This is a genomic window from Ornithinicoccus hortensis (assembly GCF_006716185.1).
GTDB classification, from domain to species: Bacteria; Actinomycetota; Actinomycetes; order Actinomycetales; family Dermatophilaceae; genus Ornithinicoccus; species Ornithinicoccus hortensis.
On record NZ_VFOP01000001.1, the window covers coordinates 1178967 to 1204813 of the forward strand.

Sequence of the window (25847 nt, forward strand, 5' to 3'; positions counted from 1 at the left end):
GGGTCAGCCGACGGGCGTGAGGGTCGCCTCTCCGCGCAACACGGCCAGCACGTTGTCCGCGGCGAGCTGGGCCATGGCGGTTCGCGTCTCCACCGTGGCCGAGCCCAGGTGCGGGGCCAGGGCCACGTTCTCCAGCTCCAGCAGCCCCTCGTGCACCTCGGGCTCCTGCTCGAAGACGTCCAGCCCGGCCCCGGCGATGGTGCCGGCCCGCAGCGCCTGCACCAGGGCCTCCTCGTCGACGATGGGGCCGCGGGCGGAGTTGATCAGGTAGGCGGTGTCCTTCATCAGGGCCAGCTGCTCGGCCCCGATCAGGTGGTGGGTGGCCTCGGAGTAGGGGCAGTGCAGCGACACCACGTCCGAGGTCCGCAGCAACTCCGCCAGGTCCAGGCGGGTGGCGCCCAGCTCCTCGGCCAGTTCCGGGGCGCACGGCCTGCGGGAGTGGTAGACGACGTCCATCCCGAAGGCCCGGGCCCGGCGGGCCATCGCCGCGCCGATCCCCCCGAGCCCGACGATCCCGATCGTCTTGCCCTGCAGCCCCTGGCCGAGCAGGTAGAACATGCCCCACTTCCAGGGCGTGCCTGAGCGGATGATCCGCTCGCCCTCACCCAGCCGGCGGCTCACCATGAGCAACAGCCCGAAGGCGGTGTCGGCGGTGGCGTCGGTGAGCACGTCCGGGGTGTTGGTGACCAGCACGTCCCGCTCCCGGCAGGCGTCCACGTCGACGTTGTTGTAGCCCACCGCGACGTTCGCGACCACCTTCAGCTGGGGGCCGGCGGCGTCGAGCAGTTCGGCGTCGACCGACTCGGTGAGCAGCGTGACCAGGGCGTCGGCACCCCGCACCATCTCCAGGAGCGCCTCCCGGGAGACGGCGTCCTCCTCGTCGTGCGCGACCACGTCGTGCTCCGCGGCCAGCGAGTCGACGGCCTGCCGCGGGATCCGGCCGGTCACCACCACGCGGCTCATGCCGACTCCACCCACTCGCCGAGCCGGCCCAGGCCCTCCCGGATCGCGGATTCGTCGATGCCGGAGTAGGCCAGCCGGATGTAGTGCCGGTCCTCACCCGGGACGGGGCGGCCGAAGTGTCGCCGGGTGCAGAACGAGACGCCGGTGGCGTGCAGCGCCTGCTCGGCGAAGTCGCCCAGGTCCGCGGTGCCGACCCGCTCCATCGCCTCCGTGACGTCCGGGAAGACGTAGAACGTCGACCGCGGCACCTCGACGGACATGCCGGGGATGGCGTTGACCAGCTCGCAGGTGGCGTCCCGGCGGGACCGGAGCACCCCGAGCATGTCCGACACCGACTGCTGGCTGCCGCGCAGCGCCTCGATCCCGGCCCACTGCACGTAGTGCGTGGTGCACGACTCGTCGTTGGTGTTCAGGGTGCTGAAGACCGAGGCCACCTCGGGCGGGGCCACCGCGCAGCCCAGCCGGGAGCCGGTCATCGCGAACTTCTTGCTGAACGTGTAGAGGATCACGGTGCGCTCGGCCATCCCCGGCAGCGCGGCGATCGAGGAGGACTCGCCCTCGTAGCGCATCTCGAAGTATGCCTCGTCGGAGAGCACCCACAGGTCGTGCTCCACGGCCAGGTCGGCGATCGCCTGCCGCTCCTCGGGGGTCGACTCCGCCGAGATCGGGTTCTGCAGGTCGTTGTAGATGATCGCCACGGTCCGGTCGGTGATCGCGGCGCGCACCTGGTCCAGGTCGATCCGGAAGCCGTCCTCGGTCGGCAGGTAGCGGTAGGGCACCGCGGTGCCGCCGTGGTACTCGATCTGCGACTCGTAGATCGGGAAGCCGGGGTTGGGGTAGAGCACCTCCTGCCCCGGGTCCATCACCGTCTGGATGAACTTGGTGATCACCGGCTTGCCACCGGTCATCACGACGACGTTGCCGGGGTCGACCTCGATCCCGCGCTGCCCGCCGATGTCCTCGGCCAGCGCCTCGCGCAGCTCCGGTATGCCGGCGCCCGGGCAGTACCCGGTCTTCCCGTCGGCGATGGCCCGGTTCATCGCCTCGACGATGTGCGGAGCGGTCGGGATGTTGATGTCCCCCAGGTGGAACGGGTAGATGGTGTTGCCGCGGGAGCCCCAGTCGGCCGCGGCCAGGGCGACGGCGAAGGCGGTCTCGGTGCCGAGCCGTTCGAGTCGTCGGGCGAGTGTCATGACAGGTTCCTCCGTCGTCGGTGAGGCGGCCTTTGCCGCGGGTGTGGGCCGGTCAGCCCAGCAGCTCCTTGAGGTACTTGGGCAGCATCGCCCACCAGGTGGGCCACTCGTGCTCGAACTCCGGGCCCCAGTCGTCGACCCGGTTGGGCACCCCCTTCTTCCCGAGCACGCCGGCCATCCGCCACGACTCGTCGATGTTCTCCCAGGCCCCGGTGCCCGAGGCCAGCAGGACGAAGCGTTTCCGCAGCACCTCCAGCTGCGGCCCCTCCAGGCCCGGGAGGAACTTGGTGGGGGAGGAGAAGTACAGGTCGTCGGTGTAGCCGCCCAGGAAGCGTTCCACGTCGTAGGTGCCGGACATCCCGATCGCGGCGCCGAACAGCTCGGGGAACCGGCAGATCAGCGCGACCGAGTTGAACGCGCCGATCGAGGCCCCGGCCACGATCACCGAGTGGCTGGTGCCGGCGTCGGCCCGGATCGCCGGCACCACCTCGTGGGCCACCGCCTGGTGGAACTGGTTGAGCAGGGCGTTGCGGTACTGCACGGTGCCGGTGCCGAGCGTCATCGCCTTGCCGGCGACGCTGTCGCAGCTGAACAGGCGGATGGCGCCGGACTCGATGAGATCGCCCAGGTGCGTCACCAGGTGGTGTCGCTCGATCTCCTCGGCGTCACCACCCGCCGTCGGCAGGACGAGCACCGGGATCCCGCCGTGGCCCCACCGGGCCAACGAGATCTCCTGCTGCATACGGGGGGACACCCAGCGTTCGACGGCTTTCATGGACTAACACGTACCGGACTGCGGGGCTCAGCACCACCCCCCGGGCCCAGATTTGGTCGGGTTGCCCGTGGACCGGTACAGTTTCGGCATACCCATGACCGCCGGTTGTCGGCGTGCCCGCGACGAGAGTCGCAGGCGCCCGGCCGAAGGTCCCGCTCGACGGGCGACCCGCGCAGGTGAACGTGTATCGCAGCATGCCGTATGGCGTGCCCGAGCCCCGTGCGCCCGCGCCGGGGCTCTTGTCGTGTGTGGCCCGGAGGGTAACCGGCACCACGACGAAGGAGGCCCCATGGCGACTGCTGAGAAGGCTGCTGCCATCGCCGAGTTGACGGACCGGTTCCGCGACTCGGGTGCGGCCGTGCTCACCGAGTACCGCGGACTGACCGTGGCGCAGCTCAGCGAGCTCCGCACCTCGCTCCGCGAGCACGCGACCTATGCCGTGGTGAAGAACACGCTCACCAAGCGGGCTGCCGCCGAGGCCGGCGTCGCCGGCCTGGACGAGCACCTGCAGGGCCCCACGGCCATCGCCTTCGTCACCGGTGACCCGGTGGAGGCGGCCAAGGGCCTGCGTGACTTTGCCAAGGCAAACCCCCACCTGGTGATCAAGGCCGGGATCCTCGACGGCAAGCCGTTGAGCCCGGAGGAGATCACCAAGCTCGCCGACCTCGAGTCGCGCGAGACGCTGTTGGCCAAGCTGGCGGGCGCCATGAACGCCTCGCTGAGCCAGGCCGTCTACCTGTTCGCCGCTCCGCTGTCGCAGGCCGCTCGCACCGTCGACGCGCTGCGGGCGAAGGTCGAGCAGGAAGGCCCCGTGGCGGACGCCGCGCCGGCCAGCACCGAGGCCGCCGAGGCCGAGGCGGAGACCCCCGCCGCGGACGAGGTTGCCGCACCGGCCGAGGAGGCCACCACCAACGTCGCCGAGGGTGGCGACGAGAGCTGACGCGACCCCGCGCCAGCGCAACCACCAACGCCACTCACGGCACCACACGGAAGGAACGCCACCATGGCGAAGCTGAGCACTGACGAGCTCCTTGACGCGTTCAAGGAGATGACCCTGATCGAGCTGTCCGAGTTCGTCAAGGAGTTCGAGGACACCTTCAACGTCACCGCCGCGGCCCCGGTTGCCGTCGCGGGTGCGGCCCCGGCCGCCGGCGGCGGCGACGCCGCTGCCGCCGCCGAGGAGCAGGACGAGTTCGACGTCATCCTCGAGGCTGCTGGCGACAAGAAGATCCAGGTCATCAAGGAGGTCCGCGCGCTGACCTCCCTCGGCCTGAAGGAGGCCAAGGACCTGGTCGACGGGGCCCCGAAGCCGGTCCTGGAGAAGGCCGACAAGGAGGCCGCCGAGAAGGCCAAGGAGGCCCTCGAGGGCGCCGGCGCCACCGTCACCCTGAAGTGACACCGTCCGGGGCACCGCCCCGGGCTGCATGACCCCGCTGCGGGCGGGACGGACCACGGTCCGTCCCGCCCGCAGCTGCTTTGTGTGCACCGCCTCCGTGCACCGTCGCGTCCTGCCCGAAGGTGCCGGCCGCACGGCGTGCCAGGGGGGACACGCCGGGGGAGGGCTTGACGCAGCGGCGACGACCAGACATCCTGCTGGTCAACAACGCGTGTGCGTGGAGGCTCACGGACGCGGACATCGCCTGGAGGGGCCGGTTGGACTGGGCTGGGGGATCCGTGTATGCTGTCGCTTTGCGCTGCCCTTCACCCGTCCTGTCACCGTCGACCGCCGCTGCGTGTGCGATCATCCCGTCGCGCCCACGCGCCGGACGACGGTCTCCGAGCGAGTGTCGGGCCCGCTGACCCTGCACGCTTGTTAGGCCCGTGGAAGGACCATCCTTGGCTGCCTCGCGCACTGCGAAGAAGACTGTGTCCACCGCTCTCATGGCTTCTGGCCGTTTGAGCTTTGCAAAGATTCGGGAGCCGTTGGAGGTACCCGACCTCCTGGCGCTCCAGACCGAGAGTTTCGACTGGTTGCTCGGCAACGAGGACTGGCAGGCCCGGGTGGCCGCTGCCCAGGAGGGCGGCCGCGAGGACGTGCCCGACCGCTCCGGTCTGGAGGAGATCTTCGAGGAGATCTCCCCGATCGAGGACTTCTCGGGTTCCATGTCGCTGTCCTTCCGCGACCACCACTTCGAGGAGCAGAAGTACTCCCTGGAGGAGTGCAAGGAGCGGGACATGACCTACTCCGCCCCGCTCTTCGTCACCGCGGAGTTCATCAACAACAACACCGGTGAGATCAAGAGCCAGACGGTCTTCATGGGCGACTTCCCGCTGATGACCGACCGCGGCACCTTCATCATCAACGGCACCGAGCGGGTCGTGGTGTCCCAGCTCGTCCGCTCCCCGGGTGTCTACTTCGAGCGTTCCCTGGACAAGACCTCCGACAAGGACGTCTACACCTCCAAGGTGATCCCGAGCCGCGGTGCCTGGCTGGAGTTCGAGATCGACAAGCGGGACATGGTCGGCGTGCGCGTGGACCGCAAGCGCAAGCAGTCGGTCACCGTCCTGCTCAAGGCCCTCGGTTGGACCGAGGCCCAGATCCTGGAGGAGTTCGGCGACTACGAGTCGATGCGGCTCACTCTGGAGAAGGACCACACGGCCGACCAGGACGAGGCGCTGCTGGACATCTACCGCAAGCTGCGTCCGGGCGAGCCGCCGACCAAGGAGGCCGCCCAGACCCTGCTGGACAACCTCTACTTCAACCCCAAGCGCTACGACCTGGCCAAGGTCGGTCGCTACAAGATCAACAAGAAGCTGGGCATCGAGGCGCCGCTGAGCGAGTCGGTCCTCGGGGTCGACGACATCGTCGCCACGATCCGCTACCTCGTCGCGCTGCACGCCGGCGAGACCTCCCTGCCGGTGACCCACCAGGGCGAGAAGGTGGACCTGCCGGTCGAGGTCGACGACATCGACCACTTCGGCAACCGCCGGCTGCGCAGCGTCGGTGAGCTCATCCAGAACCAGGTCCGGACCGGACTGTCCCGGATGGAGCGCGTCGTCCGGGAGCGGATGACCACCCAGGACGTCGAGGCGATCACCCCGCAGACCCTGATCAACATCCGTCCCGTGGTGGCGGCGATCAAAGAGTTCTTCGGCACCAGCCAGCTGTCCCAGTTCATGGACCAGAACAACCCGCTGTCCGGGCTGACGCACAAGCGTCGTCTGTCCGCGCTGGGCCCGGGTGGTCTGTCCCGTGACCGGGCCGGCATGGAGGTCCGTGACGTCCACCCGTCGCACTACGGCCGGATGTGCCCGATCGAGACTCCGGAGGGGCCGAACATCGGTCTGATCGGGTCGCTGGCCTCCTACGGCCGGATCAACCCGTTCGGCTTCGTCGAGACCCCCTACCGCAAGGCGGAGAACGGCCGGGTCACCGACGAGGTGCACTACCTGTCCGCCGACGAGGAGGACCGCTACGTCATCGCGCAGGCCAACGCGCCGCTGAACGAGGACGGCACCTTCGCCGAGGAGCGGGTCCTGGTCCGCACCAAGGGCGGCGACGCCGGCGACGTGCCGAACGCCGACGTGGACTACATGGACGTCTCGGCCCGCCAGATGGTGTCGGCCGCGACCGCGATGATCCCGTTCCTGGAGCACGACGACGCCAACCGCGCCCTGATGGGTGCGAACATGCAGCGCCAGGCCGTGCCGCTGGTCCGCGCCGAGGCCCCGCTGGTGGGCACCGGCATGGAGTACCGCGCGGCGATGGACTCCGGCGACGTGGTCCGGGCCGAGAAGGCCGGTGTGGTCCAGGAGGTCTCCGCGGACCTGCTGACCGTGGCCAACGACGACGGCACCTACCAGTCCTACCGGATCGCCAAGTTCACCCGGTCCAACCAGGGCAACTGCTACAACCAGCAGGTCCGGGTCAACACCGGTGACCGGGTCGAGGCCGGCGCGCTGCTGGCCGACGGTCCCGCCACCGACGGCGGCGAGATGGCGCTGGGTCGCAACCTGCTCGTGGCGTTCATGCCGTGGGAGGGCCACAACTACGAGGACGCGATCATCCTGAGCCAGCGTCTGGTGCAGGACGACGTGCTCTCCTCGATCCACATCGAGGAGCACGAGATCGACGCCCGCGACACCAAGCTGGGTCCGGAGGAGATCACCCGGGACATCCCGAACGTCTCCGACGAGGTCCTGGCCGACCTGGACGAGCGCGGCATCATCCGGATCGGCGCCGAGGTCCGCGACGGCGACCTCCTGGTCGGCAAGGTCACCCCCAAGGGTGAGACCGAGCTGACTCCGGAGGAGCGGCTGCTGCGCGCCATCTTCGGCGAGAAGGCCCGCGAGGTGCGGGACACCTCGATGAAGGTCCCGCACGGTGAGACCGGCACGGTCATCGGGGTCAAGGTCTTCGACCGCGAGGACGGCGACGAGCTGGCCCCCGGCGTGAACCAGCTGGTCCGCGTCTACGTGGCCAACAAGCGCAAGATCACCGACGGCGATAAGCTCGCCGGCCGGCACGGCAACAAGGGCGTCATCTCCAAGATCCTGCCGGTCGAGGACATGCCGTTCCTGGAGGATGGCACCCCGGTCGACATCGTGCTCAACCCGCTGGGTGTGCCCAGCCGGATGAACATCGGTCAGGTGCTCGAGCTGCACCTGGGCTGGGCCGCGGCCCAGGGCTGGAACGTCGACGCCGCCGCGGAGTGGGCCAAGAACCTGCCCGAGGACCTGCTGCAGGTCGATCCCGGCAGCCGGGTCGCCAGCCCCGTCTTCGACGGCGCGAGCGAGTCCGAGATCACCGGCCTGCTGGACTCCACCCTCCCCACCCGGGACGGTGACCGGCTGATCGGTGCCTCCGGCAAGGCGCGCCTGCTGGACGGCCGCTCCGGCGAGCCGTTCCCGGAGCCGGTGTCCGTGGGTTACATGTACATCCTGAAGCTGCACCACCTGGTGGACGACAAGATCCACGCCCGCAGCACGGGTCCGTACTCGATGATCACCCAGCAGCCGCTGGGCGGTAAGGCCCAGTTCGGTGGCCAGCGGTTCGGTGAGATGGAGGTGTGGGCCCTGGAGGCGTACGGCGCCGCCTACGCGCTGCAGGAGCTGCTCACCATCAAGTCCGACGACGTCACCGGTCGGGTCAAGGTCTACGAGTCGATCGTCAAGGGCGAGAACGTCCCGGAGCCGGGCATCCCCGAGTCGTTCAAGGTGCTCATCAAGGAGATGCAGTCGCTCTGCCTGAACGTCGAGGTGCTCTCCAGCGACGGCACGCAGATCGACCTGCGCGACGCCGACCAGGAAGTGTTCCGTGCCGCGGAGGAGCTGGGCATCGACCTGTCCCGCCGCGAGCCGAGCTCGGTCGAGGAAGTCTGACGGTGACCCCGGCCCGGGTGGCACCCACCCGGGCCGGGCACACCCCGGACATACCCGCCTGATTTAACGAACTACCTGAGAATCACGAGTTCTCACGAAAGAAGGATCCACGTGCTGGACGTCAACTTCTTCGACGAGTTGCGCATCGGCCTGGCCACTGCGGAGGACATCCGCAAGTGGAGCCACGGCGAGGTGAAGAAGCCCGAGACCATCAACTACCGGACGCTGAAGCCGGAGAAGGACGGTCTCTTCTGCGAGAAGATCTTCGGTCCCACCCGGGACTGGGAGTGCTACTGCGGCAAGTACAAGCGGGTGCGCTTCAAGGGCATCATCTGTGAGCGCTGCGGAGTCGAGGTGACCCGCGCCGGGGTGCGCCGCGAGCGGATGGGCCACATCGAGCTGGCCGCGCCCGTCACCCACATCTGGTACTTCAAGGGTGTGCCCAGCCGGCTGGGCTACCTGCTCGACTTGGCGCCGAAGGACCTGGAGAAGGTCATCTACTTCGCTGCCTACATGATCACGCACGTCGACGAGGACGGGCGGCACGCCGACCTGCCCTCGCTCGAGGCGCAGATCGAGACCGAGCGCAAGGAGCTGGAGAACCGCCGCGACTCCGACGTGGAGACCCGCGCGCAGAAGCTCGAGACCGACCTGGCCGAGCTGGAGGCGGAGGGCGCCAAGGCCGACGCCAAGCGCAAGGTGCGCGACGGTGCCGAGCGGGAGATGAACCAGATCCGCCGCCGCGCCGACCAGCAGATCGAGCGCCTGGAGCAGGTCTGGGACCGGTTCAAGAACCTCAAGGTCCAGGACCTGGAGGGTGACGAGATCCTGTACCGCGAGATGCGGGACCGGTTCGGCATGTACTTCGAGGGCGGGATGGGCGCGGCCGCGCTGCAGAAGCGCCTGGAGACCTTCGACCTGGAGGCCGAGGCCGACTCGCTGCGCGAGATCATCGCCACCGGGAAGGGCCAGAAGAAGACCCGCGCCATCAAGCGGCTCAAGGTCGTCACCTCCTTCCTGTCCACGGCCAACAACCCGGCCGGGATGGTGCTGGACTGCGTGCCGGTCATCCCGCCGGACCTGCGCCCGATGGTGCAGCTGGACGGTGGCCGCTTCGCGACCTCGGACCTGAACGACCTCTACCGCCGCGTCATCAACCGGAACAACCGCCTGAAGCGGCTGTTGGACCTGGGCGCCCCGGAGATCATCGTCAACAACGAGAAGCGGATGCTGCAGGAGGCCGTCGACAGCCTCTTCGACAACGGCCGCCGCGGCCGCGCCGTGACCGGCCCGGGCAACCGGCCGTTGAAGTCGCTGTCCGACATGCTCAAGGGCAAGCAGGGCCGGTTCCGGCAGAACCTGCTGGGCAAGCGCGTGGACTACTCGGGCCGTTCGGTCATCGTGGTCGGTCCGCAGCTGCGGCTGCACCAGTGCGGCCTGCCCAAGCAGATGGCGCTGGAGCTGTTCAAGCCGTTCGTGATGAAGCGGCTGGTCGACCTGGACCACGCCCAGAACATCAAGTCCGCCAAGCGGATGGTCGAGCGCGGCCGTTCCGTGGTGTGGGACGTCCTCGAAGAGGTCATCACCGACCACCCGGTGATGCTGAACCGTGCGCCCACGCTGCACCGTCTGGGCATCCAGGCGTTCGAGCCGCAGCTGGTCGAGGGCAAGGCCATCCAGATCCACCCGTTGGTCTGCACCGCGTTCAACGCCGACTTCGACGGTGACCAGATGGCGGTCCACCTGCCGCTGTCCGCCGAGGCCCAGGCCGAGGCGCGGATCCTGATGCTGTCCAGCAACAACATCCTGAAGCCGGCGGACGGTCGCCCGGTGACCATGCCCACCCAGGACATGATCATCGGCCTGTTCCACCTGACCAGCGACAGCGTCAGCGGGGCCGACGACCTGATCGTCGACGAGGACGGCGGAGAGCACCTGCGCTCCTTCACCTCCGTCGCCGAGGCCCGGATGGCCTTCGACGCCGGCACCATCAAGATCGGCACCCCGATCTCGCTGCGGGTCACCGGCACCGCGGTCCCGCCCGGCCACGAGCTCCCCGAGGGCGCGGAGGTCAGCGAGGACGGCATCGCCGCCGAGTTCACCCTGACGACCACGCTGGGGCGGGCGATCTTCAACGACGCCCTGCCGCTGAACTACCCCTACGTCAACGACGTGGTGGACAAGAAGCGGCTCTCCGGCATCGTCAACGACCTGGCCGAGCGCTACTCCAAGGTCGAGGTCGCGGCGTCCCTGGACAGCCTGAAGGACACCGGGTTCTACTGGGCGACCCGCTCGGGCACCACGGTGGCCATCTCCGACGTCATGACGCCGGACCGCAAGGGCGAGATCCTGGAGGGCTACGAGGCCAAGGACGCCAAGGTGCAGACCCAGTACGAGCGCGGTCTGATCACCGAGGACGAGCGGCGCCAGGAGCTCATCGAGATCTGGACCCAGGCCACCAACGAGGTCGCCAAGGAGCTGGAGAACTCGATGCCGAAGGACTCGACCATCTACAAGATGGTCACCTCCGGCGCCCGTGGCAACTGGTTCCAGCTGCGTCAGCTGGCCGGCATGCGTGGCCTGATGGCCAACCCGCAGGGTGAGATCATCCCGCGTCCGATCAAGTCCAACTTCCGTGAGGGCCTGTCCGTGGTGGAGTTCTTCATCTCCACGCACGGTGCCCGGAAGGGTCTGGCGGACACCGCGCTGCGGACCGCCGACTCGGGTTACCTGACCCGTCGTCTGGTGGACGTCAGCCAGGACGTGATCATCCGCGAGGACGACTGCGGCACCGACCGCGGCCTGACCATGCCGATCGCCGTCCGGACCGAGTCCGGCCTGCGCGAGCACGACGACGTGGAGACCTCGGTCTACGCGCGCACCCTCGCCGAGGACGTCGTGCACGAGGGCACCACGCTCGCCGAGGCGGGCATGGACCTGGGTGACGTGGTCATCGACGCCCTGGTGGCCGCCGGGGTCGAGGAGGTCAAGGTCCGTTCGGTCCTGACCTGCGAGTCCCTCGTGGGTACCTGCGCCAAGTGCTACGGCCGTTCGCTGGCCAGCGGCAAGCTGGTCGACATCGGCGAGGCCGTCGGGATCGTCGCGGCCCAGTCGATCGGTGAGCCCGGCACCCAGCTGACGATGCGGACCTTCCACACCGGTGGTGTGGCCGGTGACGACATCACCCAGGGTCTGCCGCGTGTGGTCGAGCTGTTCGAGGCCCGCACCCCCAAGGCGGTCGCCCCGATCGCCGAGGCCGACGGCCGGGTGCAGATCGAGGAGACCGACAAGGCCCGCCGGATCCTGCTGGTCCCGGACGACGGCTCCGAGGAGCACGCCTACCCGGTCAGCAAGCGCGCCCGGCTGCTGGTGCAGGACGGCCAGCACGTCGGGGTCGGCACCCAGCTCGTGGTCGGTGCGATCGACCCCAAGCAGGTGCTGCGCATCCTGGGCCCGCGCCAGACGCAGATGCACCTGGTGGACGAGGTCCAGAAGGTCTACCGCCAGCAGGGTGTGTCGATCCACGACAAGCACATCGAGGTCATCGTGCGGCAGATGCTGCGCCGGATCACGATCATCGAGGCCGGCGAGGCGGCGGTGCTGCCCGGCGAGCTGGTGGAGCGTGGCCGGTTTGAGACCGAGAACCGTCGGGTGTTCGCCGAGGGCGGCAAGCCGGCCTCGGGACGTCCGGAGCTGATGGGCATCACGAAGGCCTCGCTGGCCACCGACTCGTGGCTGTCCGCGGCCTCCTTCCAGGAGACCACCCGGGTGCTCACCGAGGCGGCCATGCAGGCCAAGTCGGACCCGCTGCTGGGCCTGAAGGAGAACGTCATCCTGGGCAAGCTGATCCCGGCGGGCACCGGCCTGCCGCGCTACCGCAACCTCACCGTGGAGCCCACGGAGGAGGCCAAGGCGGCCGCCTACGCCGTGCCGGAGTACGAGAACTTCGACTACCCGGCGACCTTCGGCGAGGGCTCGCGCGAGGCCGTCCGCCTGGACGACCTGTCGCTCGGGGACGACCGCTACTGATCCGGGACCGGATCCGTTGACGGACGGGCGGGTATGCCGTGGGGTCACTCCCCGGCATACCCGCCCTTCGGCATACCGGCCCCCGGTGCCCCGGGCGCGGCCGGCGTCGATTTGGCCGCGGCCGACCGGTGCCGGTATCGTGGTCCTCCGTGTGTGCGGCGCTGTCGCATGCCGTCGTCACTTCGTCGGCCAAGCTGCCGGGGTGACAACCCCTCTCGCCGGGCAGTCCGGCCGGACCCACCACCTCTCCCACCCTGGGAGAGTGCTGCGGGGAATCGGCCGGGAAGTGCAGGGGAGAGCGTCGGACCGTCTCTCGTCCATCACGGACGGTGGCCGGGTCGGCTACACCAAGGAGCGTAACCCACCAGTGATGGCGGGGAGCGCGGACAACATCGACTGACGGAGAATCAGTGCCCACAATCAACCAGCTGGTCCGCAAGGGGCGGCAGGACAAGGTCAAGAAGACCAACAGTCCCGCCCTGAAGGGGAACCCCCAGCGCCGCGGTGTCTGCACCCGCGTCTACACCACCACCCCGAAGAAGCCGAACTCTGCCCTGCGCAAGGTCGCTCGCGTGAAGCTGACCAGCGGCATCGAGGTCACGGCATACATCCCGGGCGTCGGCCACAACCTGCAGGAGCACTCGATCGTGCTCGTGCGTGGTGGGCGGGTCAAGGACCTCCCCGGCGTGCGCTACAAGATCATCCGCGGGTCCCTGGACACCCAGGGCGTCAAGGGCCGCAACCAGGCCCGCTCCCGCTACGGCGCGAAGAAGGAGAAGAAGTAATGCCTCGTAAGGGCCCCGCTCCGAAGCGCCCCCTGATGGCCGACCCGGTCTACGGGTCGACCCTGGTGACCCAGCTGGTCAACAAGATCCTGGTCGACGGCAAGAAGTCCGTCGCCGAGACCATCGTCTACGGCGCCCTCGAGGGCTGCCGCGCCAAGACCGGCACCGACCCGGTGGCCACGCTCAAGCGGGCCCTGGACAACGTCAAGCCGGCCCTTGAGGTGAAGAGCCGCCGCGTCGGTGGCGCCACCTACCAGGTGCCGATCGAGGTCAAGGGCAACCGCGCCACGACCCTGTCGCTGCGCTGGTTGGTCGGCTACTCCCGGCAGCGTCGGGAGAAGACCATGACCGAGCGTCTGATGAACGAGATCCTCGACGCCAGCAACGGTCTGGGAGCAGCGGTCAAGCGCCGCGAGGACACCCACAAGATGGCCGAGGCCAACAAGGCCTTCGCGCACTACCGCTGGTGACCCGGTCCCCGGACCCCGTATCCGCACGTAACGCTAGGGAAGAGAAACTGTGGCACAGGACGTTCTGACAGACCTCACGAAGGTCCGCAACATCGGCATCATGGCGCACATCGATGCCGGCAAGACCACGACGACCGAGCGCATCCTGTTCTACACCGGCGTCAAGCACAAGATGGGCGAGACCCACGACGGTGCGTCGACGACCGACTGGATGGAGCAGGAGAAGGAGCGGGGGATCACGATCACCTCCGCGGCCGTCACCAGCTTCTGGAAGGGCTACCAGATCAACCTGATCGACACGCCCGGGCACGTGGACTTCACCGTCGAGGTGGAGCGCAACCTGCGTGTCCTGGACGGTGCCGTGGCCGTGTTCGACGGCAAGGAAGGTGTGGAGCCGCAGTCGGAGACGGTGTGGCGCCAGGCCGACAAGTACGGCGTGCCCCGCATGTGCTTCATCAACAAGATGGACAAGATGGGCGCCGACTTCTACTTCTCGGTGCAGACCATGGTCGACCGCCTCGGCGCGACCCCGCTCGTGATGCAGCTGCCGATCGGTGCCGAGGCCGACTTCATCGGCGTCGTGGACCTGATCCGGATGAAGGCGCTCACCTGGCACGGTGAGACCAAGCTGGGCGAGGACTACGAGCTCGAGGACATCCCGGCGGACCTGCAGGCCAAGGCCGAGCAGTACCGCAACGAGCTGATCGAGAAGGTCGCCGAGGCCGACGAGGAACTGCTCGAGAAGTACCTGGGCGGCGAGGAGTTGACCGAGGACGAGATCAAGGCGGGCGTGCGCGCCCTGACCCTGGCCGGCGAGGTCAACCCCGTCTTCTGCGGCACGGCGTTCAAGAACAAGGGTGTCCAGCCGCTGCTGGACGCTGTCCTGGACTACCTGCCCAGCCCGATGGACGTGCCCCCGACCGAGGGTCACAAGCCGGGTGACGAGGAGGAGGTCATCACTCGTCCGGCGGACGAGACCGCGCCGTTCTCCGCGCTGGCGTTCAAGATCGCGACGCACCCGTTCTTCGGGACGCTGACCTACATCCGGGTCTACTCGGGTCAGATCAGCGCCGGCCAGCCGGTGCTCAACGCGACCAAGGGCAAGAAGGAGCGGCTGGGCAAGCTGTTCCAGATGCACGCCAACAAGGAGAACCCGGTCGATGTGGCCCACGCCGGTCACATCTACGCCGTGATCGGCCTGAAGGACACGACCACCGGTGACACGCTGAGCGACCTGAACCAGCCGATCATTCTGGAGTCGATGACCTTCCCGGAGCCGGTCATCCACGTGGCGATCGAGCCGAAGACCAAGGGCGACCAGGAGAAGCTGTCCACCGCGATCCAGAAGCTGGCGCAGGAGGACCCGACCTTCACCGTCCGTCAGGACGAGGAGACCGGCCAGACCGTCATCGGCGGGATGGGCGAGCTCCACCTGGACATCCTGGTCGACCGGATGCGCCGGGAGTTCAAGGTCGAGGCCAACGTCGGTGCGCCGCAGGTGGCCTACCGCGAGACGATCCGTCGCACGGTCGAGAAGTACGACTACACCCACAAGAAGCAGACCGGTGGTTCCGGGCAGTTCGCGAAGGTGCAGGTCACCTTCGAGCCGCTGGACACCGCCGAGGGTGAGCTGTACGAGTTCGACAACGCGGTGACCGGTGGTCGTATCCCGCGGGAGTACATCCCCAGCGTCGACCACGGCATCCAGGAGGCCATGCAGCTCGGCGTCCTGGCCGGCTACCCGCTGGTGGGCATCAAGGCGACCCTGGTCGATGGTGCCTACCACGACGTCGACTCCTCGGAGATGGCGTTCAAGATCGCGGGCTCGATGGTGCTCAAGGAGGCCGTCCGCAAGGCGGACCCGGTCCTGCTCGAGCCGATGATGGCCGTCGAGGTGCGTACGCCCGAGGAGTACATGGGCGACGTCATCGGCGACATCAACTCCCGCCGTGGTCAGATCCAGGCCATGGAGGACATCAGCGGCGCCAAGGTGGTTCGGGCGACCGTGCCGCTGTCGGAGATGTTCGGGTACGTTGGGGACCTCCGGTCCAAGACCCAGGGTCGCGCCAACTACACGATGCAGTTCGATTCCTACGCCGAGGTTCCCCGGAACGTCGCCGAGGAGATCATCAAGAAAATCCGTGGTGAGTGAGCGTTAGACTCTCTCCCTGCGGTACGAAGCAGACCAACATCCACCAGACATCGTCACGTCCAAAGCCAGTGACGATACGCACAACCAGTCCTGAGGAGGACCCCAGTGGCGAAGGCTAAGTTCGAGCGGAGTAAGCCGCACGTCAACATCGGCACGATCGGTCACATCGACCACGGCAAGACGACGCTGACGGCTGCGATCTCCAAGGTCCTGCACGACACGTACCCGGACCTCAACGAGGCGTCCCCGTTCGACGCGATCGACAAGGCGCCCGAAGAGAAGCAGCGCGGCATCACGATCTCGATCTCGCACATCGAGTACCAGACCGAGCAGCGGCACTACGCCCACGTTGACTGCCCCGGTCACGCGGACTACGTGAAGAACATGATCACCGGTGCCGCCCAGATGGACGGCGCGATCCTGGTGGTCGCCGCGACCGACGGCCCGATGCCGCAGACCAAGGAGCACGTCCTCCTGGCCCGCCAGGTCGGCGTTCCCTACATCGTCGTGGCCCTGAACAAGTCCGACATGGTCGACGACGAGGAGATCATGGAGCTCGTCGAGATGGAGGTCCGCGAGCTGCTGTCCTCCTACGAGTTCCCGGGCGACGACCTGCCGGTCGTCCAGGTCTCGGCGCTGAAGGCGCTCGAGGGCGACGCCGAGTGGGGCGCCAAGATCATCGAGCTGATGACCGCGGTCGACGAGTACATCCCGGAGCCGGAGCGCGACATCGACAAGCCGTTCCTGATGCCCGTGGAGGACGTGTTCACGATCACCGGTCGTGGCACCGTCGTCACCGGTCGTATCGAGCGCGGTGTCCTCAAGGTCAACGAGGAGATCGAGATCGTCGGCATCCACGAGGGCCCGCCGGCCAAGACCACCGTCACCGGCATCGAGATGTTCCGCAAGCTGCTCGACGAGGGCCGCGCCGGTGAGAACGTCGGCCTGCTGCTCCGTGGCACCAAGCGCGAGGAGGTGGAGCGCGGCCAGGTCATCTGCAAGCCGGGCTCGATCACCCCGCACACCGAGTTCGAGGGCAACGTCTACATCCTGTCCAAGGACGAGGGTGGCCGTCACACGCCGTTCTACGACAACTACCGTCCGCAGTTCTACTTCCGGACCACGGACGTCACCGGTGTCGTCGACCTGCCCGAGGGCACCGAGATGGTCATGCCCGGTGACAACACCGAGATGAAGGTCGAGCTGATCCAGCCGATCGCCATGGAGGACGGCCTGAAGTTCGCCATCCGCGAGGGCGGCCGCACCGTCGGCGCCGGCCGGGTCACCAAGATCATCAAGTGATCTGAGCCCCCTCGGGGGCGACCCGGAGCGACCACGCTCTGCACGAAGGGCCCGGACCACTACGGTCCGGGCCCTTCGCCGTCCCCTGAGGGTCGCCGTCGCCCTGCAGGATTATCGGGTTACCCGAGAATCCTGTGCTTCGTAGGAGAAGCTTCCCGGTCGATAGCGCCAGGTTCCGGGGTGAAGCTCCTGCCGGAGGGCGTAGTGGGGTCCGGGCCGTGGCCGTCGCCTGAGGGTCGCCGTCGCACTGCAGGATTATCGGGTTACCCGAGAATCCTGTGCTTCGTAGGAGAAGCTTCCCGGTCGAAAGCGCCAGGTTCCGGGGTGAAGCTGCGTCCTGAGACCGTCGGGGAGGTCCGGGCACGACAGGGGGGACCGGCGTGGACCCAGCGCTGCCGCGCGCCCTTCGTATGCCGACAGCTGGCTCCAGCGGATCCGCGGCGGTGATCTCGGGTCGGGACAGCAGCGGTGCGGGCGGCCAGCCGACCCGTGACCGCTCAGGGGACCAGGTCCGGGTCCGGCCCGCCGGGGTTACAGGCGGCCAGCGCCATCGCGGACTCCGACACCACCGGGCGCCAGGGCTCAATGTGCCACACGTCCTTGAACGGGGCGAACCGGACGTGACACAGGTGCTGGTCCCGCATGCCGGGGGAGTCGGCATCGGGGACGGCGTCCAGCAGGTCGGACCACCCGGCGTCCGGACCGGCCAGGGAGCGACAGTCCCGCAGCTCCTGGGTGGGCACGATCTCCAGCGAGCTCTGGCCGTCGACCTCGATCCACGTGGCCGAGTCGATCAGGTCGCTCGCCTCGGTGCAGCCGCCCGCCGTCGTGTCGCTGGCGTCCTCCGGGGCCGAGCCGCTCGGCGCGGTCGAGGTGGCGGCACCGTCCGGGGCGGTCGAGGTGGCGGCGGCGTCCGGGGCGCTGCCGGTGCCAGGTGACGGATCCGGACCGGCAGCGGAGCAGCCGGCAAGGACGGCGGCGGACAAACCAAGCACGAGCAGCGGCGGACACTGCCGCCGCCCGCGGGCGTTCCCCATCCGTCGCATGAGCGCCATTGTGCCGCCGCCGAGCCGGGAGATCGGGCAGGGTGGGGCGGATCACACGATGGGGGACCGCCCGGATTTGGGTAGGTCGCCCCCGGCGTGGCACTATAGACAGGTTGCTTGACGCGCGGTGCTGACCCATGTCGGCGCCGCCAGCCATCTGGAACGGCCGGATCTCACCCGGACGGGCGGTGGCAGCGCAAGCCCCGACGGTTGACCGTCGGGCTCGGACATCACGCCCCAGCGGTTTCGATCACGGGTGCGTGCCTGCGGACAGGGCGACACGCCCGACCGCGGGGGTCGGGCTCGAGGGAGGCCGGCACCCGAAGTTGAACGACGAGAGAGAGTCAGACAAGCGATGGCGGGACAGAAGATCCGCATCCGGCTGAAGTCGTATGACCACGAGGTCATCGACAGCTCGGCGCGCAAGATTGTCGACACGGTGACCCGTGCCGGCGCGACCGTGGTCGGCCCGGTGCCGTTGCCGACGGAGAAGAATGTCTTCTGCGTCATCCGGTCGCCCCACAAGTACAAGGACAGCCGCGAGCACTTCGAGATGCGCACCCACAAGCGCCTCATCGACATCGTCGACCCGACCCCCAAGGCGGTCGACTCGTTGATGCGTCTCGACCTGCCGGCTGACGTCAACATCGAGATCAAGCTCTAAGGGCACCAGCAATGACTGCTACTACTGAACGCAGCGTCAAGGGCGTCCTCGGCGAGAAGCTCGGCATGACCCAGGTCTGGGATGCCGACAACCGCCTGGTCCCCGTGACCGTGATCAAGGCCGGCCCGTGCGTCGTCACCCAGGTGCGCGCCGAGGCGGACGGCTACAACGCGATCCAGATCGCCTTCGGCGCGATCGACCCGCGCAAGGTCAACAAGCCGATGAAGGGCCACTTCGACAAGGCCGGGGTCACCCCGCGCCGTCACCTCGTCGAGGTGCGCACCAGCGACGCGGGCGAGTATGCCGTGGGCCAGGAGCTCACCGCCGAGACCTTCGAGGGTGGCCAGACGGTCGACGTGACCGGCACCAGCAAGGGCAAGGGCTTCGCCGGCGTCATGAAGCGTCACGGCTTCCACGGCGTCAGCTCCTCCCACGGTGCGCACCGCAACCACCGCAAGCCCGGTTCGATCGGCGGGGCCTCCACCCCGGGTCGGGTCTTCAAGGGCATGCGGATGGCCGGACGCATGGGCGGCGTGCGCCACACCACCCAGAACCTGACGATCCACGCCGTGGACGCTGACAAGGGCCTGCTGCTGATCAAGGGCGCCGTTCCCGGCCCCCGTGGCAGCGTCGTCCTGGTCCGCACGGCGGCGAAGGGGGCCTGACGTCATGACGACGATCACCATCAACACCCCGACCGGCGGGAGCGCCGGCACCGTGGAGCTGCCCGCCGAGCTGTTCGACGTGCAGACCAACGTGCCGCTGATCCACCAGGTCGTCGTGGCCCAGCTGGCGGCCGCCCGTCAGGGCACGCACGCCACCAAGACCCGCGGCGAGGTCCGCGGCGGTGGGCGCAAGCCGTACCGCCAGAAGGGCACCGGCCGCGCCCGCCAGGGTTCGGTCCGCGCGCCGCAGTTCGCCGGCGGTGGCACCGTCCACGGCCCGCAGCCGCGCGACTACGCCCAGCGCACGCCCAAGAAGATGAAGGCCGCCGCCCTGCGCGGTGCCCTGTCCGACCGGGCCCGCAACGGCCGGATCCACGTGCTGTCCTCCGTGGTCGAGGGCGACGCCCCGTCCACCAAGACCGCCTGGACCGCGCTGTCCGCGCTCACCGAGCGGCCGAACCTGCTGGTCGTGGTCGACCGTGCGGACGAGGTCTCGCTGAAGAGCCTGCGGAACCTGAGCGACGTGCACGTGCTGTTCGTCGACCAGCTCAACACCTACGACGTGCTCTGCGCCGACGACGTGGTCTTCACCCAGTCCGCGCTGAGCGCCTTCATCGAGGGCCGCGCCAAGGCGCCGGCCGCCGCCGAGGCGCCCGCCGCCGAGGTGCAGGTCGAGACCGCCGAGGTCGAGGCCGCCCCCGAGGCGCAGCAGGAGGCCCCGCAGGTCGAGGCGACCGACGGTGGCTTCGGTGCGGACTCCGCGCCGGCGACCGAGGACGGTTCGGCCCCCGAGGGCTTCACCGTCAAGGGCAACAAGGACTCGATGAAGTACCACGTCGAGGGGTCCCGCTGGTACGACGCGACCGAGGCCGAGGTGTGGTTCCGCACCGCCGAGGCTGCCGCGGCCGCCGGCTTCGAGCCCGCGGGTGGCGCTGCCGCCCAGGGCGCGGACACCGGTGCCGAGCTGGGCACCGCCACCGAGGAGGACGCCAAGTGAGCACCGAGATCAACGCAGCCCAGACCACGAAGGACCCGCGCGACGTGCTGATCGCACCCGTCGTGTCCGAGAAGTCGTACGCGCTGCTGGACCAGGGCAAGTACACCTTCCTGGTGGACCCCCGTTGCAACAAGACGGAGATCAAGAAGGCCGTGGAGGACATCTTCGGCGTCAAGGTCTCGTCGGTCCACACGATGAACCGCAAGGGCAAGGCGCGCCGCACCCGCTTCGGGGTCGGCAAGCGCAAGGACACCAAGCGCGCCATCGTGACTCTCCGCGAAGGCAGCATCGACATCTTCGGCACCCTCTGAGCCGGTAGTCGAGACTTAAGAACCGAGGAATACCTACATGGCTATCCGTAAGTACAAGCCGACTACGCCGGGCCGTCGCGGCTCCAGCGTGGCCGACTTTGTCGAGGTGACCCGCTCCACGCCGGAGAAGTCGCTGGTCCGTCCGCTCACCAAGTCCGGCGGCCGCAACGCCTCCGGCCGGATCACCACCCGTCACATCGGTGGTGGCCACAAGCGGGCCTACCGCGTGATCGACTTCCGTCGCGCCGACAAGGACGGCGTGCCCGCGAAGGTCGCGCACATCGAGTACGACCCGAACCGCACCGCGCGGATCGCGCTGCTGCACTACGCCGACGGCACGAAGCGCTACATCATCGCGCCGAACCGGCTGAAGCAGGGCGACCCGATCGAGCAGGGCCCGGCCGCGGACATCAAGCCCGGCAACAACCTGCCGCTGCGCAACATCCCGGTCGGTACCGTCATCCACGCCGTCGAGCTCAAGCCCGGCGGCGGGGCCCGGATCGCCCGCTCCGCCGGCACCCGGGTGCAGCTGGTGGCCAAGGAAGGCGCCTACGCCCAGTTGCGGATGCCCTCGGGCGAGATCCGCAACGTGGACGCCCGGTGCCGCGCCACCATCGGTGAGGTCGGCAACGCCGAGCAGTCCAACATCAACTGGGGCAAGGCCGGCCGTATGCGGTGGAAGGGCAAGCGCCCGACCGTCCGTGGTGTCGTCATGAACCCGGTCGACCACCCGCACGGTGGTGGTGAGGGTAAGACCTCCGGTGGCCGTCACCCGGTGAGCCCGTGGGGCCAGCCGGAGGGCCGCACCCGCCGTCCGAACAAGCCCAGCGACAAGCTCATCGTGCGTCGCCGCAAGACCGGCAAGAAGCGCTGAGTAGGAGCAGATAGACGATGCCTCGCAGTCTGAAGAAGGGTCCCTTCGTGGACGACCACCTAGTCAAGAAGGTGGATGCGCAGAACGAAGCCGGCACCAAGACCGTCATCAAGACCTGGTCCCGCCGGTCGATGATCACCCCCGACATGCTCGGCCACACGTTGGCCGTGCACGACGGCCGCAAGCACGTCCCGGTCTTCGTGACCGAGTCGATGGTCGGCCACAAGCTGGGTGAGTTTGCTCCGACCCGGACCTTCAAGGGTCACGAGAAGGACGACCGGAAGGCACGTCGCCGCTGACCGCGGCGACTTCGGACCGGACAACGATGAGTACGAACGAAAGCAAAGGGACAGCGATGGAAGCCAAGGCGCAGGCGCGGTTCGTCCGTGTCACGCCCCAGAAGGCCCGCCGCGTCGTGGACCTGATCCGTGGCAAGCAGGCCGAGGAGGCCAAGGCGATGCTGCAGTTCGCCCCCCAGTCGGCCAGCGAGCCGATCCTGAAGGTGCTGAACAGCGCGATCGCGAACGCCCGGTTCCAGGCCGACCAGACCGCGACCGCCTTCGACGAGCGTCAGCTCGTGGTCAAGGCCGCGTTCGTGGACGAGGGGCCGACCATGAAGCGGTTCCGTCCGCGGGCGCAGGGTCGGGCGAGCCGGATCCTCAAGCGCACCAGTCACATCACCGTGCTGGTCGGACAGACCGAGCAGGTCAAGGGAGGTGCCCGCTGATGGGGCAGAAGATCAACCCGTACGGCTACCGCCTGGGCATTACCACCGACCACGTGAGCCGCTGGTTCGCCGACTCCACCAAGGAGGGTCAGCGTTACCGCGACTACGTCAAGGAAGACGTGGCGATCCGCGAGCTGATGTCGACCGGCATGGACCGGGCCGGCATCTCCAAGGTCGAGATCGAGCGCACCCGCGACCGGGTCCGCGTCGACATCCACACCGCCCGGCCGGGCATCGTCATCGGCCGCCGCGGCGCGGAGGCCGACCGCATCCGCGGTGAGCTGGAGAAGCTCACCGGCAAGCAGGTGCAGCTGAACATCCTCGAGGTAAAGAACCCCGAGGTCGACGCCCAGCTCGTCGCCCAGGGCATCGCCGAGCAGCTCGCTGCCCGCGTGACCTTCCGCCGGGCGATGCGCAAGGGTATGCAGACCGCGCTGCGGGCCGGTGCCAAGGGCATCCGGATCCAGTGCTCCGGTCGTCTCGGCGGCGCCGAGATGTCGCGCTCGGAGTTCTACCGCGAGGGTCGGGTGCCGCTGCACACGCTCCGCGCGAACATCGACTACGGCTTCTACGAGGCCCGCACCACCTTCGGCCGGATCGGCGTCAAGGTGTGGATCTACAAGGGTGACCTGACCGCCAAGGAGCTCGCCCGCGAGCAGGCCGCGGCCCCGTCGCGCCCGGGTCGTCCCCGCCGGGACGGCGACCGCCCGAACCGTGGCCGCCGCGGTGAGCGTGGCGACCGTCGTGGTGGCGAGCGCAGCGACGCCCAGCAGCCGACCGCGGCAGCCCCGGAGGCCCCGGCCGCCGAGGCCACCCCGGCCAGCAGTGAGGGAGAGCAGTCCTGATGTTGATTCCCCGTCGAGTCAAGCACCGCAAGCAGCACCACCCGAAGCGGACCGGTGTTGCCAAGGGTGGGACCGCGATCGCGTTCGGTGACTACGGCATCCAGGCCCTGGAGCCCGCCTACGTCACGAACCGGCAGATCGAGTCCGCCCGTATCGCGATGACCCGTTACATCAAGCGTGGCGGAAAGGTCTGGATCAACATCTACCCGGACCGCCCGCTGACCAAGAAGCCGGCCGAGACCCGGATGGGTTCCGGTAAGGGCTCGCCCGAGTGGTGGGTCGCCAACGTGAAGCCGGGCCGTGTCATGTTCGAGCTCTCCGGAGTCACCGAGGAGACGGCCCGCGAGGCGATGCGCCTGGCGATGCACAAGTTGCCGATGAAGTGCCGCTTCGTCGCGCGTGAAGGTGGTGACAACTGATGGCTTTCGGGAGCAAGAACCTGACGCCCGAGCAGCTGCGTGGTCTCGAGGACGAGCCGCTGGCGGACGCCCTGGCCGAGGCCAAGAAGGAGCTGTTCAACCTGCGCTTCCAGACGGCCACCGGCCAGCTGGAGAGCCACGGCCGGCTCCGTGCGGTCCGCAAGGACATCGCCCGGATCTACACCGAGATGCGGGAGCGCGAGCTCGGCATCGGTCGGGACGCGGCCGAGCAGGCTGAAGACACGAACGACACCACGACCGAGAAGGTTGGCTGACTATGAGCGAGACTTCGCAGCCCGCTGAGGCGACTGCCGCCGCGCAGACCGACGCCACCACCCGCAACTACCGCAAGCTCCGCCAGGGGTACGTGGTGAGCGACAAGATGGACAAGACCGTCGTGGTGCTCGTCGAGGACCGGGTCAAGCACGCCCTGTACGGCAAGGTCCTGCGGCGAAGCACCCGGGTCAAGGCGCACGACGAGGCCAACGCGGCCGGCGTGGGCGACCTGGTGCAGATCATGGAGACCCGCCCGCTCAGCGCGACCAAGCGCTGGCGCGTGGTGGAGATCCTGGAGAAGGCCAAGTAGTTCCTCCCGGGGGCCCTGCGTCCCCGGCGAGGCCGACACCTAATCATCCACAACGTTCGGCAAGGCTCACCTGGCGCGGGAGCGTCACGAGAACCAGCACGACGAAGGAGTTCGAGAAGTGATCCAGCAGGAGTCGCGACTGCGCGTCGCGGACAACACCGGTGCGAAGGAGATCCTCTGCATCCGCGTGCTCGGTGGCTCCGGCCGCCGTTACGCGGGCATCGGTGACACCATCGTGGCGACCGTCAAGGACGCCATCCCCGGCGGCAACGTCAAGAAGGGTGACGTCGTCAAGGCGGTCATCGTGCGTACCCGCAAGGAGCGGCGCCGTCCCGACGGCAGCTACATCCGCTTCGACGAGAACGCTGCGGTGATCCTCAAGGCCGACGGCGACCCCCGTGGCACCCGCATCTTCGGCCCGGTGGGCCGCGAGCTGCGTGACAAGAAGTACATGAAGATCGTGTCCCTCGCTCCCGAGGTGATCTGAGATGGCGAAGATGAAGATCAAGAAGAACGACCTGGTCCAGGTGATCAGCGGCCGCAAGCAGGACAAGGGCGGCGACCGGGGCAAGCAGGGTCGTGTCATCGCGGTCTACCCCGAGACCAACCGCGTGCTGGTCGAGGGTGTCAACCGGGTCACCAAGCACACCAAGGCCGGTAGCAGCCAGGGCATGAGCTCCGGCGGCATCCAGGTCATGGAGGCCCCCATCCACGTGAGCAACGTCGCGCTGGTGGACCCGGAGACCAAGTCGCCGACCCGCATCCGCACCCGTCTGGAGCAGGTCGACCGGGACGGCAAGACCAAGACGCAGCGCACCCGCGTTTCGGTGCGTTCGGGTAAGGACCTCTGATGAGCACCACGACCGAGACCACGACCGCGGCCCAGCCGCGCCTGAAGGCCCGTTACGCCAGCGAGATCAAGCCGGCCCTGGCCCAGGAGTTCTCCTTCGCCAACCCGATGCAGGTGCCGGGGGTCGTCAAGATCACCGTCAACATGGGTGTCGGGGACGCCGCGCGCGACAGCAAGCTGATCGAGGGCGCGATCCGTGACCTGGCGACGATCACCGGCCAGAAGCCGGCGGTCACCAAGGCCCGCAAGTCGATCGCACAGTTCAAGCTGCGCGAGGGTATGCCGATCGGCGCCCACGTGACGCTGCGCGGCGACCGCATGTGGGAGTTCCTGGACCGGCTGCTGTCCCTGGCGCTGCCCCGGATCCGCGACTTCCGCGGCCTGTCCCCGAAGCAGTTCGACGGGAACGGCAACTACACCTTCGGTCTCAACGAGCAGTCGATGTTCCACGAGATCGACCAGGACAAGATCGACCGCGTGCGGGGGATGGACATCACCATCGTCACCACCGCCAACAACGACGACGAGGGCCGGGCGCTGCTGCGTCACTTGGGCTTCCCGTTCAAGGAGAACTGACCGTGGCCAAGACCGCCCTGATCCAGAAGGCGAACCGCAAGCCGAAGTTCAAGGTCCGCGGCTACACCCGCTGCCAGCGGTGTGGTCGTCCCCACTCCGTCTACCGCAAGTTCGGCCTGTGCCGGATCTGCCTGCGGGAGATGGCGCACCGGGGCGAACTGCCCGGCGTGACCAAGTCCAGCTGGTAAAGCACTCAGCCGGGGGAACCGCCCCGGCAACCCGAAGCCACTCCATGACTCTCTACATCGCAGGTCGGCCCGGTCCGCTACGGACCGGACGAAACCGCGGTGAGGAAG

27 protein-coding genes are annotated in these 25847 nt (G+C 68.4%); 23 read left to right on the plus strand and 4 right to left on the minus strand.

Annotated features, from left to right (window positions below):
* Positions 1-3 precede the first annotated feature (3 nt).
* Genes FB467_RS05465 through FB467_RS05475 form a run of 3 tightly spaced genes read right to left on the minus strand, consistent with a single transcriptional unit; the run spans position 4 to position 2931 of the window.
* The gene (locus tag FB467_RS05465) at positions 4-963 is read right to left on the minus strand and encodes a 2-hydroxyacid dehydrogenase (RefSeq protein ID WP_141784196.1); all 960 of its coding nucleotides are present in this window, start codon (positions 961-963) and stop codon (positions 4-6) included.
* Positions 960-2156: a pyridoxal phosphate-dependent aminotransferase gene (locus FB467_RS05470; protein WP_141784197.1), complete on the minus strand. Its 1197-nt coding sequence runs from the start codon at positions 2154-2156 to the stop codon at positions 960-962. Before FB467_RS05470 ends, FB467_RS05465 begins: the two co-directional genes overlap by 4 nt.
* A gap of 52 nt (positions 2157-2208) precedes the next feature.
* Positions 2209-2931 carry an esterase family protein gene (locus FB467_RS05475; protein WP_141784198.1) on the minus strand — a complete coding sequence of 241 codons (723 nt, stop codon included), beginning with the start codon at positions 2929-2931 and terminating at the stop codon, positions 2209-2211.
* Between the two features lie 289 nt (positions 2932-3220).
* Here FB467_RS05475 and rplJ point away from each other — a divergent pair, with 289 nt between their 5' ends.
* The 8 genes from rplJ (at position 3221) to tuf (ending at position 16991) form a co-directional block, all read left to right on the plus strand.
* The gene (gene rplJ / locus FB467_RS05480; RefSeq protein ID WP_141784199.1) at positions 3221-3871 is read left to right on the plus strand and encodes a 50S ribosomal protein L10; all 651 of its coding nucleotides are present in this window, start codon (positions 3221-3223) and stop codon (positions 3869-3871) included.
* A gap of 63 nt (positions 3872-3934) precedes the next feature.
* A complete protein-coding gene (rplL, locus tag FB467_RS05485; RefSeq protein ID WP_141784200.1) occupies positions 3935-4327 on the plus strand; it encodes a 50S ribosomal protein L7/L12 in 393 nt (130 codons plus the stop codon).
* A 440-nt stretch (positions 4328-4767) separates the two neighbouring features.
* The gene (rpoB, locus tag FB467_RS05490; protein WP_141784201.1) at positions 4768-8253 is read left to right on the plus strand and encodes a DNA-directed RNA polymerase subunit beta; all 3486 of its coding nucleotides are present in this window, start codon (positions 4768-4770) and stop codon (positions 8251-8253) included.
* Between the two features lie 111 nt (positions 8254-8364).
* A complete protein-coding gene (locus FB467_RS05495) occupies positions 8365-12282 on the plus strand; it encodes a DNA-directed RNA polymerase subunit beta' (RefSeq protein ID WP_141784202.1) in 3918 nt (1305 codons plus the stop codon).
* Positions 12283-12692: 410 nt separating this feature from the next.
* Positions 12693-13067 (plus strand): 30S ribosomal protein S12, encoded by a 375-nt coding sequence (rpsL, locus tag FB467_RS05500; RefSeq protein ID WP_141784203.1) that lies wholly within the window; start codon positions 12693-12695, stop codon positions 13065-13067.
* Entirely contained in the window at positions 13067-13537 is a 471-nt protein-coding gene (gene rpsG / locus FB467_RS05505) for a 30S ribosomal protein S7 (RefSeq protein WP_141784204.1), read from the plus strand. Before rpsL ends, rpsG begins: the two co-directional genes overlap by 1 nt.
* 49 nt (positions 13538-13586) lie before the next feature.
* On the plus strand, positions 13587-15689 hold the full coding sequence (gene fusA, locus FB467_RS05510) for an elongation factor G (protein WP_141784205.1): 2103 nt from the start codon (positions 13587-13589) through the stop codon (positions 15687-15689).
* A 105-nt stretch (positions 15690-15794) separates the two neighbouring features.
* Positions 15795-16991 carry an elongation factor Tu gene (gene tuf / locus FB467_RS05515; RefSeq protein WP_141784206.1) on the plus strand — a complete coding sequence of 399 codons (1197 nt, stop codon included), beginning with the start codon at positions 15795-15797 and terminating at the stop codon, positions 16989-16991.
* A 497-nt stretch (positions 16992-17488) separates the two neighbouring features.
* Here tuf and FB467_RS05520 read toward each other — a convergent pair whose 3' ends face one another.
* Positions 17489-18037, minus strand: coding sequence for a DUF2599 domain-containing protein (locus tag FB467_RS05520; RefSeq protein WP_141784207.1), 549 nt, complete (start codon positions 18035-18037; stop codon positions 17489-17491).
* Positions 18038-18392: 355 nt separating this feature from the next.
* Between FB467_RS05520 and rpsJ the strand changes: the two genes are divergently transcribed.
* From rpsJ to FB467_RS05595, 15 genes are all read left to right on the plus strand, one after another.
* Positions 18393-18701, plus strand: a complete 309-nt coding sequence (gene rpsJ, locus FB467_RS05525) for a 30S ribosomal protein S10 (RefSeq protein ID WP_006946210.1) — start codon at positions 18393-18395, stop codon at positions 18699-18701.
* An 11-nt stretch (positions 18702-18712) separates the two neighbouring features.
* Positions 18713-19366 carry a 50S ribosomal protein L3 gene (rplC, locus tag FB467_RS05530; RefSeq protein WP_141784208.1) on the plus strand — a complete coding sequence of 218 codons (654 nt, stop codon included), beginning with the start codon at positions 18713-18715 and terminating at the stop codon, positions 19364-19366.
* 4 nt (positions 19367-19370) lie between these two features.
* The gene (gene rplD / locus FB467_RS05535) at positions 19371-20363 is read left to right on the plus strand and encodes a 50S ribosomal protein L4, sunset domain variant (RefSeq protein WP_141784209.1); all 993 of its coding nucleotides are present in this window, start codon (positions 19371-19373) and stop codon (positions 20361-20363) included.
* Positions 20360-20674, plus strand: a complete 315-nt coding sequence (gene rplW, locus FB467_RS05540) for a 50S ribosomal protein L23 (protein WP_170230577.1) — start codon at positions 20360-20362, stop codon at positions 20672-20674. The genes rplD and rplW overlap by 4 nt, the downstream gene beginning before the upstream one ends.
* 37 nt (positions 20675-20711) lie before the next feature.
* The gene (gene rplB, locus FB467_RS05545) at positions 20712-21548 is read left to right on the plus strand and encodes a 50S ribosomal protein L2 (protein WP_141784210.1); all 837 of its coding nucleotides are present in this window, start codon (positions 20712-20714) and stop codon (positions 21546-21548) included.
* 17 nt (positions 21549-21565) lie between these two features.
* Positions 21566-21847, plus strand: a complete 282-nt coding sequence (gene rpsS, locus FB467_RS05550; RefSeq protein WP_141784211.1) for a 30S ribosomal protein S19 — start codon at positions 21566-21568, stop codon at positions 21845-21847.
* 56 nt (positions 21848-21903) lie between these two features.
* Positions 21904-22275 (plus strand): 50S ribosomal protein L22, encoded by a 372-nt coding sequence (rplV, locus tag FB467_RS05555; RefSeq protein WP_141784212.1) that lies wholly within the window; start codon positions 21904-21906, stop codon positions 22273-22275.
* Positions 22275-23120, plus strand: a complete 846-nt coding sequence (gene rpsC, locus FB467_RS05560; protein WP_141784213.1) for a 30S ribosomal protein S3 — start codon at positions 22275-22277, stop codon at positions 23118-23120. The genes rplV and rpsC overlap by 1 nt, the downstream gene beginning before the upstream one ends.
* The gene (gene rplP / locus FB467_RS05565; RefSeq protein WP_141784214.1) at positions 23120-23539 is read left to right on the plus strand and encodes a 50S ribosomal protein L16; all 420 of its coding nucleotides are present in this window, start codon (positions 23120-23122) and stop codon (positions 23537-23539) included. The genes rpsC and rplP overlap by 1 nt, the downstream gene beginning before the upstream one ends.
* Positions 23539-23814, plus strand: a complete 276-nt coding sequence (rpmC, locus tag FB467_RS05570; protein ID WP_141784215.1) for a 50S ribosomal protein L29 — start codon at positions 23539-23541, stop codon at positions 23812-23814. Before rplP ends, rpmC begins: the two co-directional genes overlap by 1 nt.
* Positions 23815-23816: 2 nt before the next feature.
* The gene (rpsQ, locus tag FB467_RS05575) at positions 23817-24125 is read left to right on the plus strand and encodes a 30S ribosomal protein S17 (protein ID WP_141784216.1); all 309 of its coding nucleotides are present in this window, start codon (positions 23817-23819) and stop codon (positions 24123-24125) included.
* 118 nt (positions 24126-24243) lie between these two features.
* Positions 24244-24612, plus strand: coding sequence for a 50S ribosomal protein L14 (gene rplN, locus FB467_RS05580; protein WP_141784217.1), 369 nt, complete (start codon positions 24244-24246; stop codon positions 24610-24612).
* Between the two features lies 1 nt (position 24613).
* Positions 24614-24976, plus strand: a complete 363-nt coding sequence (gene rplX / locus FB467_RS05585; protein WP_211350559.1) for a 50S ribosomal protein L24 — start codon at positions 24614-24616, stop codon at positions 24974-24976.
* Positions 24976-25551: a 50S ribosomal protein L5 gene (gene rplE / locus FB467_RS05590; RefSeq protein WP_141784218.1), complete on the plus strand. Its 576-nt coding sequence runs from the start codon at positions 24976-24978 to the stop codon at positions 25549-25551. The genes rplX and rplE overlap by 1 nt, the downstream gene beginning before the upstream one ends.
* Positions 25552-25553: 2 nt before the next feature.
* A complete protein-coding gene (locus tag FB467_RS05595) occupies positions 25554-25739 on the plus strand; it encodes a type Z 30S ribosomal protein S14 (protein WP_141784219.1) in 186 nt (61 codons plus the stop codon).
* Positions 25740-25847 lie beyond the last annotated feature (108 nt).

Coding starts and splice junctions, on each gene's coding strand:
- rplD (WP_141784209.1), top strand. CDS start 19,371: ATGACGACGATCACCATCAACACCCCGACCGGCGGGAGCGCCGGCACC.
- FB467_RS05470 (WP_141784197.1), bottom strand. CDS start 2,156: ATGACACTCGCCCGACGACTCGAACGGCTCGGCACCGAGACCGCCTTC.
- rplV (WP_141784212.1), top strand. CDS start 21,904: ATGGAAGCCAAGGCGCAGGCGCGGTTCGTCCGTGTCACGCCCCAGAAG.
- rplB (WP_141784210.1), top strand. CDS start 20,712: ATGGCTATCCGTAAGTACAAGCCGACTACGCCGGGCCGTCGCGGCTCC.
- rplP (WP_141784214.1), top strand. CDS start 23,120: ATGTTGATTCCCCGTCGAGTCAAGCACCGCAAGCAGCACCACCCGAAG.
- rpsS (WP_141784211.1), top strand. CDS start 21,566: ATGCCTCGCAGTCTGAAGAAGGGTCCCTTCGTGGACGACCACCTAGTC.
- rplC (WP_141784208.1), top strand. CDS start 18,713: ATGACTGCTACTACTGAACGCAGCGTCAAGGGCGTCCTCGGCGAGAAG.
- rpmC (WP_141784215.1), top strand. CDS start 23,539: ATGGCTTTCGGGAGCAAGAACCTGACGCCCGAGCAGCTGCGTGGTCTC.
- FB467_RS05475 (WP_141784198.1), bottom strand. CDS start 2,931: ATGAAAGCCGTCGAACGCTGGGTGTCCCCCCGTATGCAGCAGGAGATC.
- rplJ (WP_141784199.1), top strand. CDS start 3,221: ATGGCGACTGCTGAGAAGGCTGCTGCCATCGCCGAGTTGACGGACCGG.
- FB467_RS05465 (WP_141784196.1), bottom strand. CDS start 963: ATGAGCCGCGTGGTGGTGACCGGCCGGATCCCGCGGCAGGCCGTCGAC.
- rpsC (WP_141784213.1), top strand. CDS start 22,275: ATGGGGCAGAAGATCAACCCGTACGGCTACCGCCTGGGCATTACCACC.
- rplE (WP_141784218.1), top strand. CDS start 24,976: ATGAGCACCACGACCGAGACCACGACCGCGGCCCAGCCGCGCCTGAAG.
- FB467_RS05520 (WP_141784207.1), bottom strand. CDS start 18,037: ATGCGACGGATGGGGAACGCCCGCGGGCGGCGGCAGTGTCCGCCGCTG.
- rpsQ (WP_141784216.1), top strand. CDS start 23,817: ATGAGCGAGACTTCGCAGCCCGCTGAGGCGACTGCCGCCGCGCAGACC.
- rpsG (WP_141784204.1), top strand. CDS start 13,067: ATGCCTCGTAAGGGCCCCGCTCCGAAGCGCCCCCTGATGGCCGACCCG.
- rplX (WP_211350559.1), top strand. CDS start 24,614: ATGGCGAAGATGAAGATCAAGAAGAACGACCTGGTCCAGGTGATCAGC.
- rpsJ (WP_006946210.1), top strand. CDS start 18,393: ATGGCGGGACAGAAGATCCGCATCCGGCTGAAGTCGTATGACCACGAG.
- rplL (WP_141784200.1), top strand. CDS start 3,935: ATGGCGAAGCTGAGCACTGACGAGCTCCTTGACGCGTTCAAGGAGATG.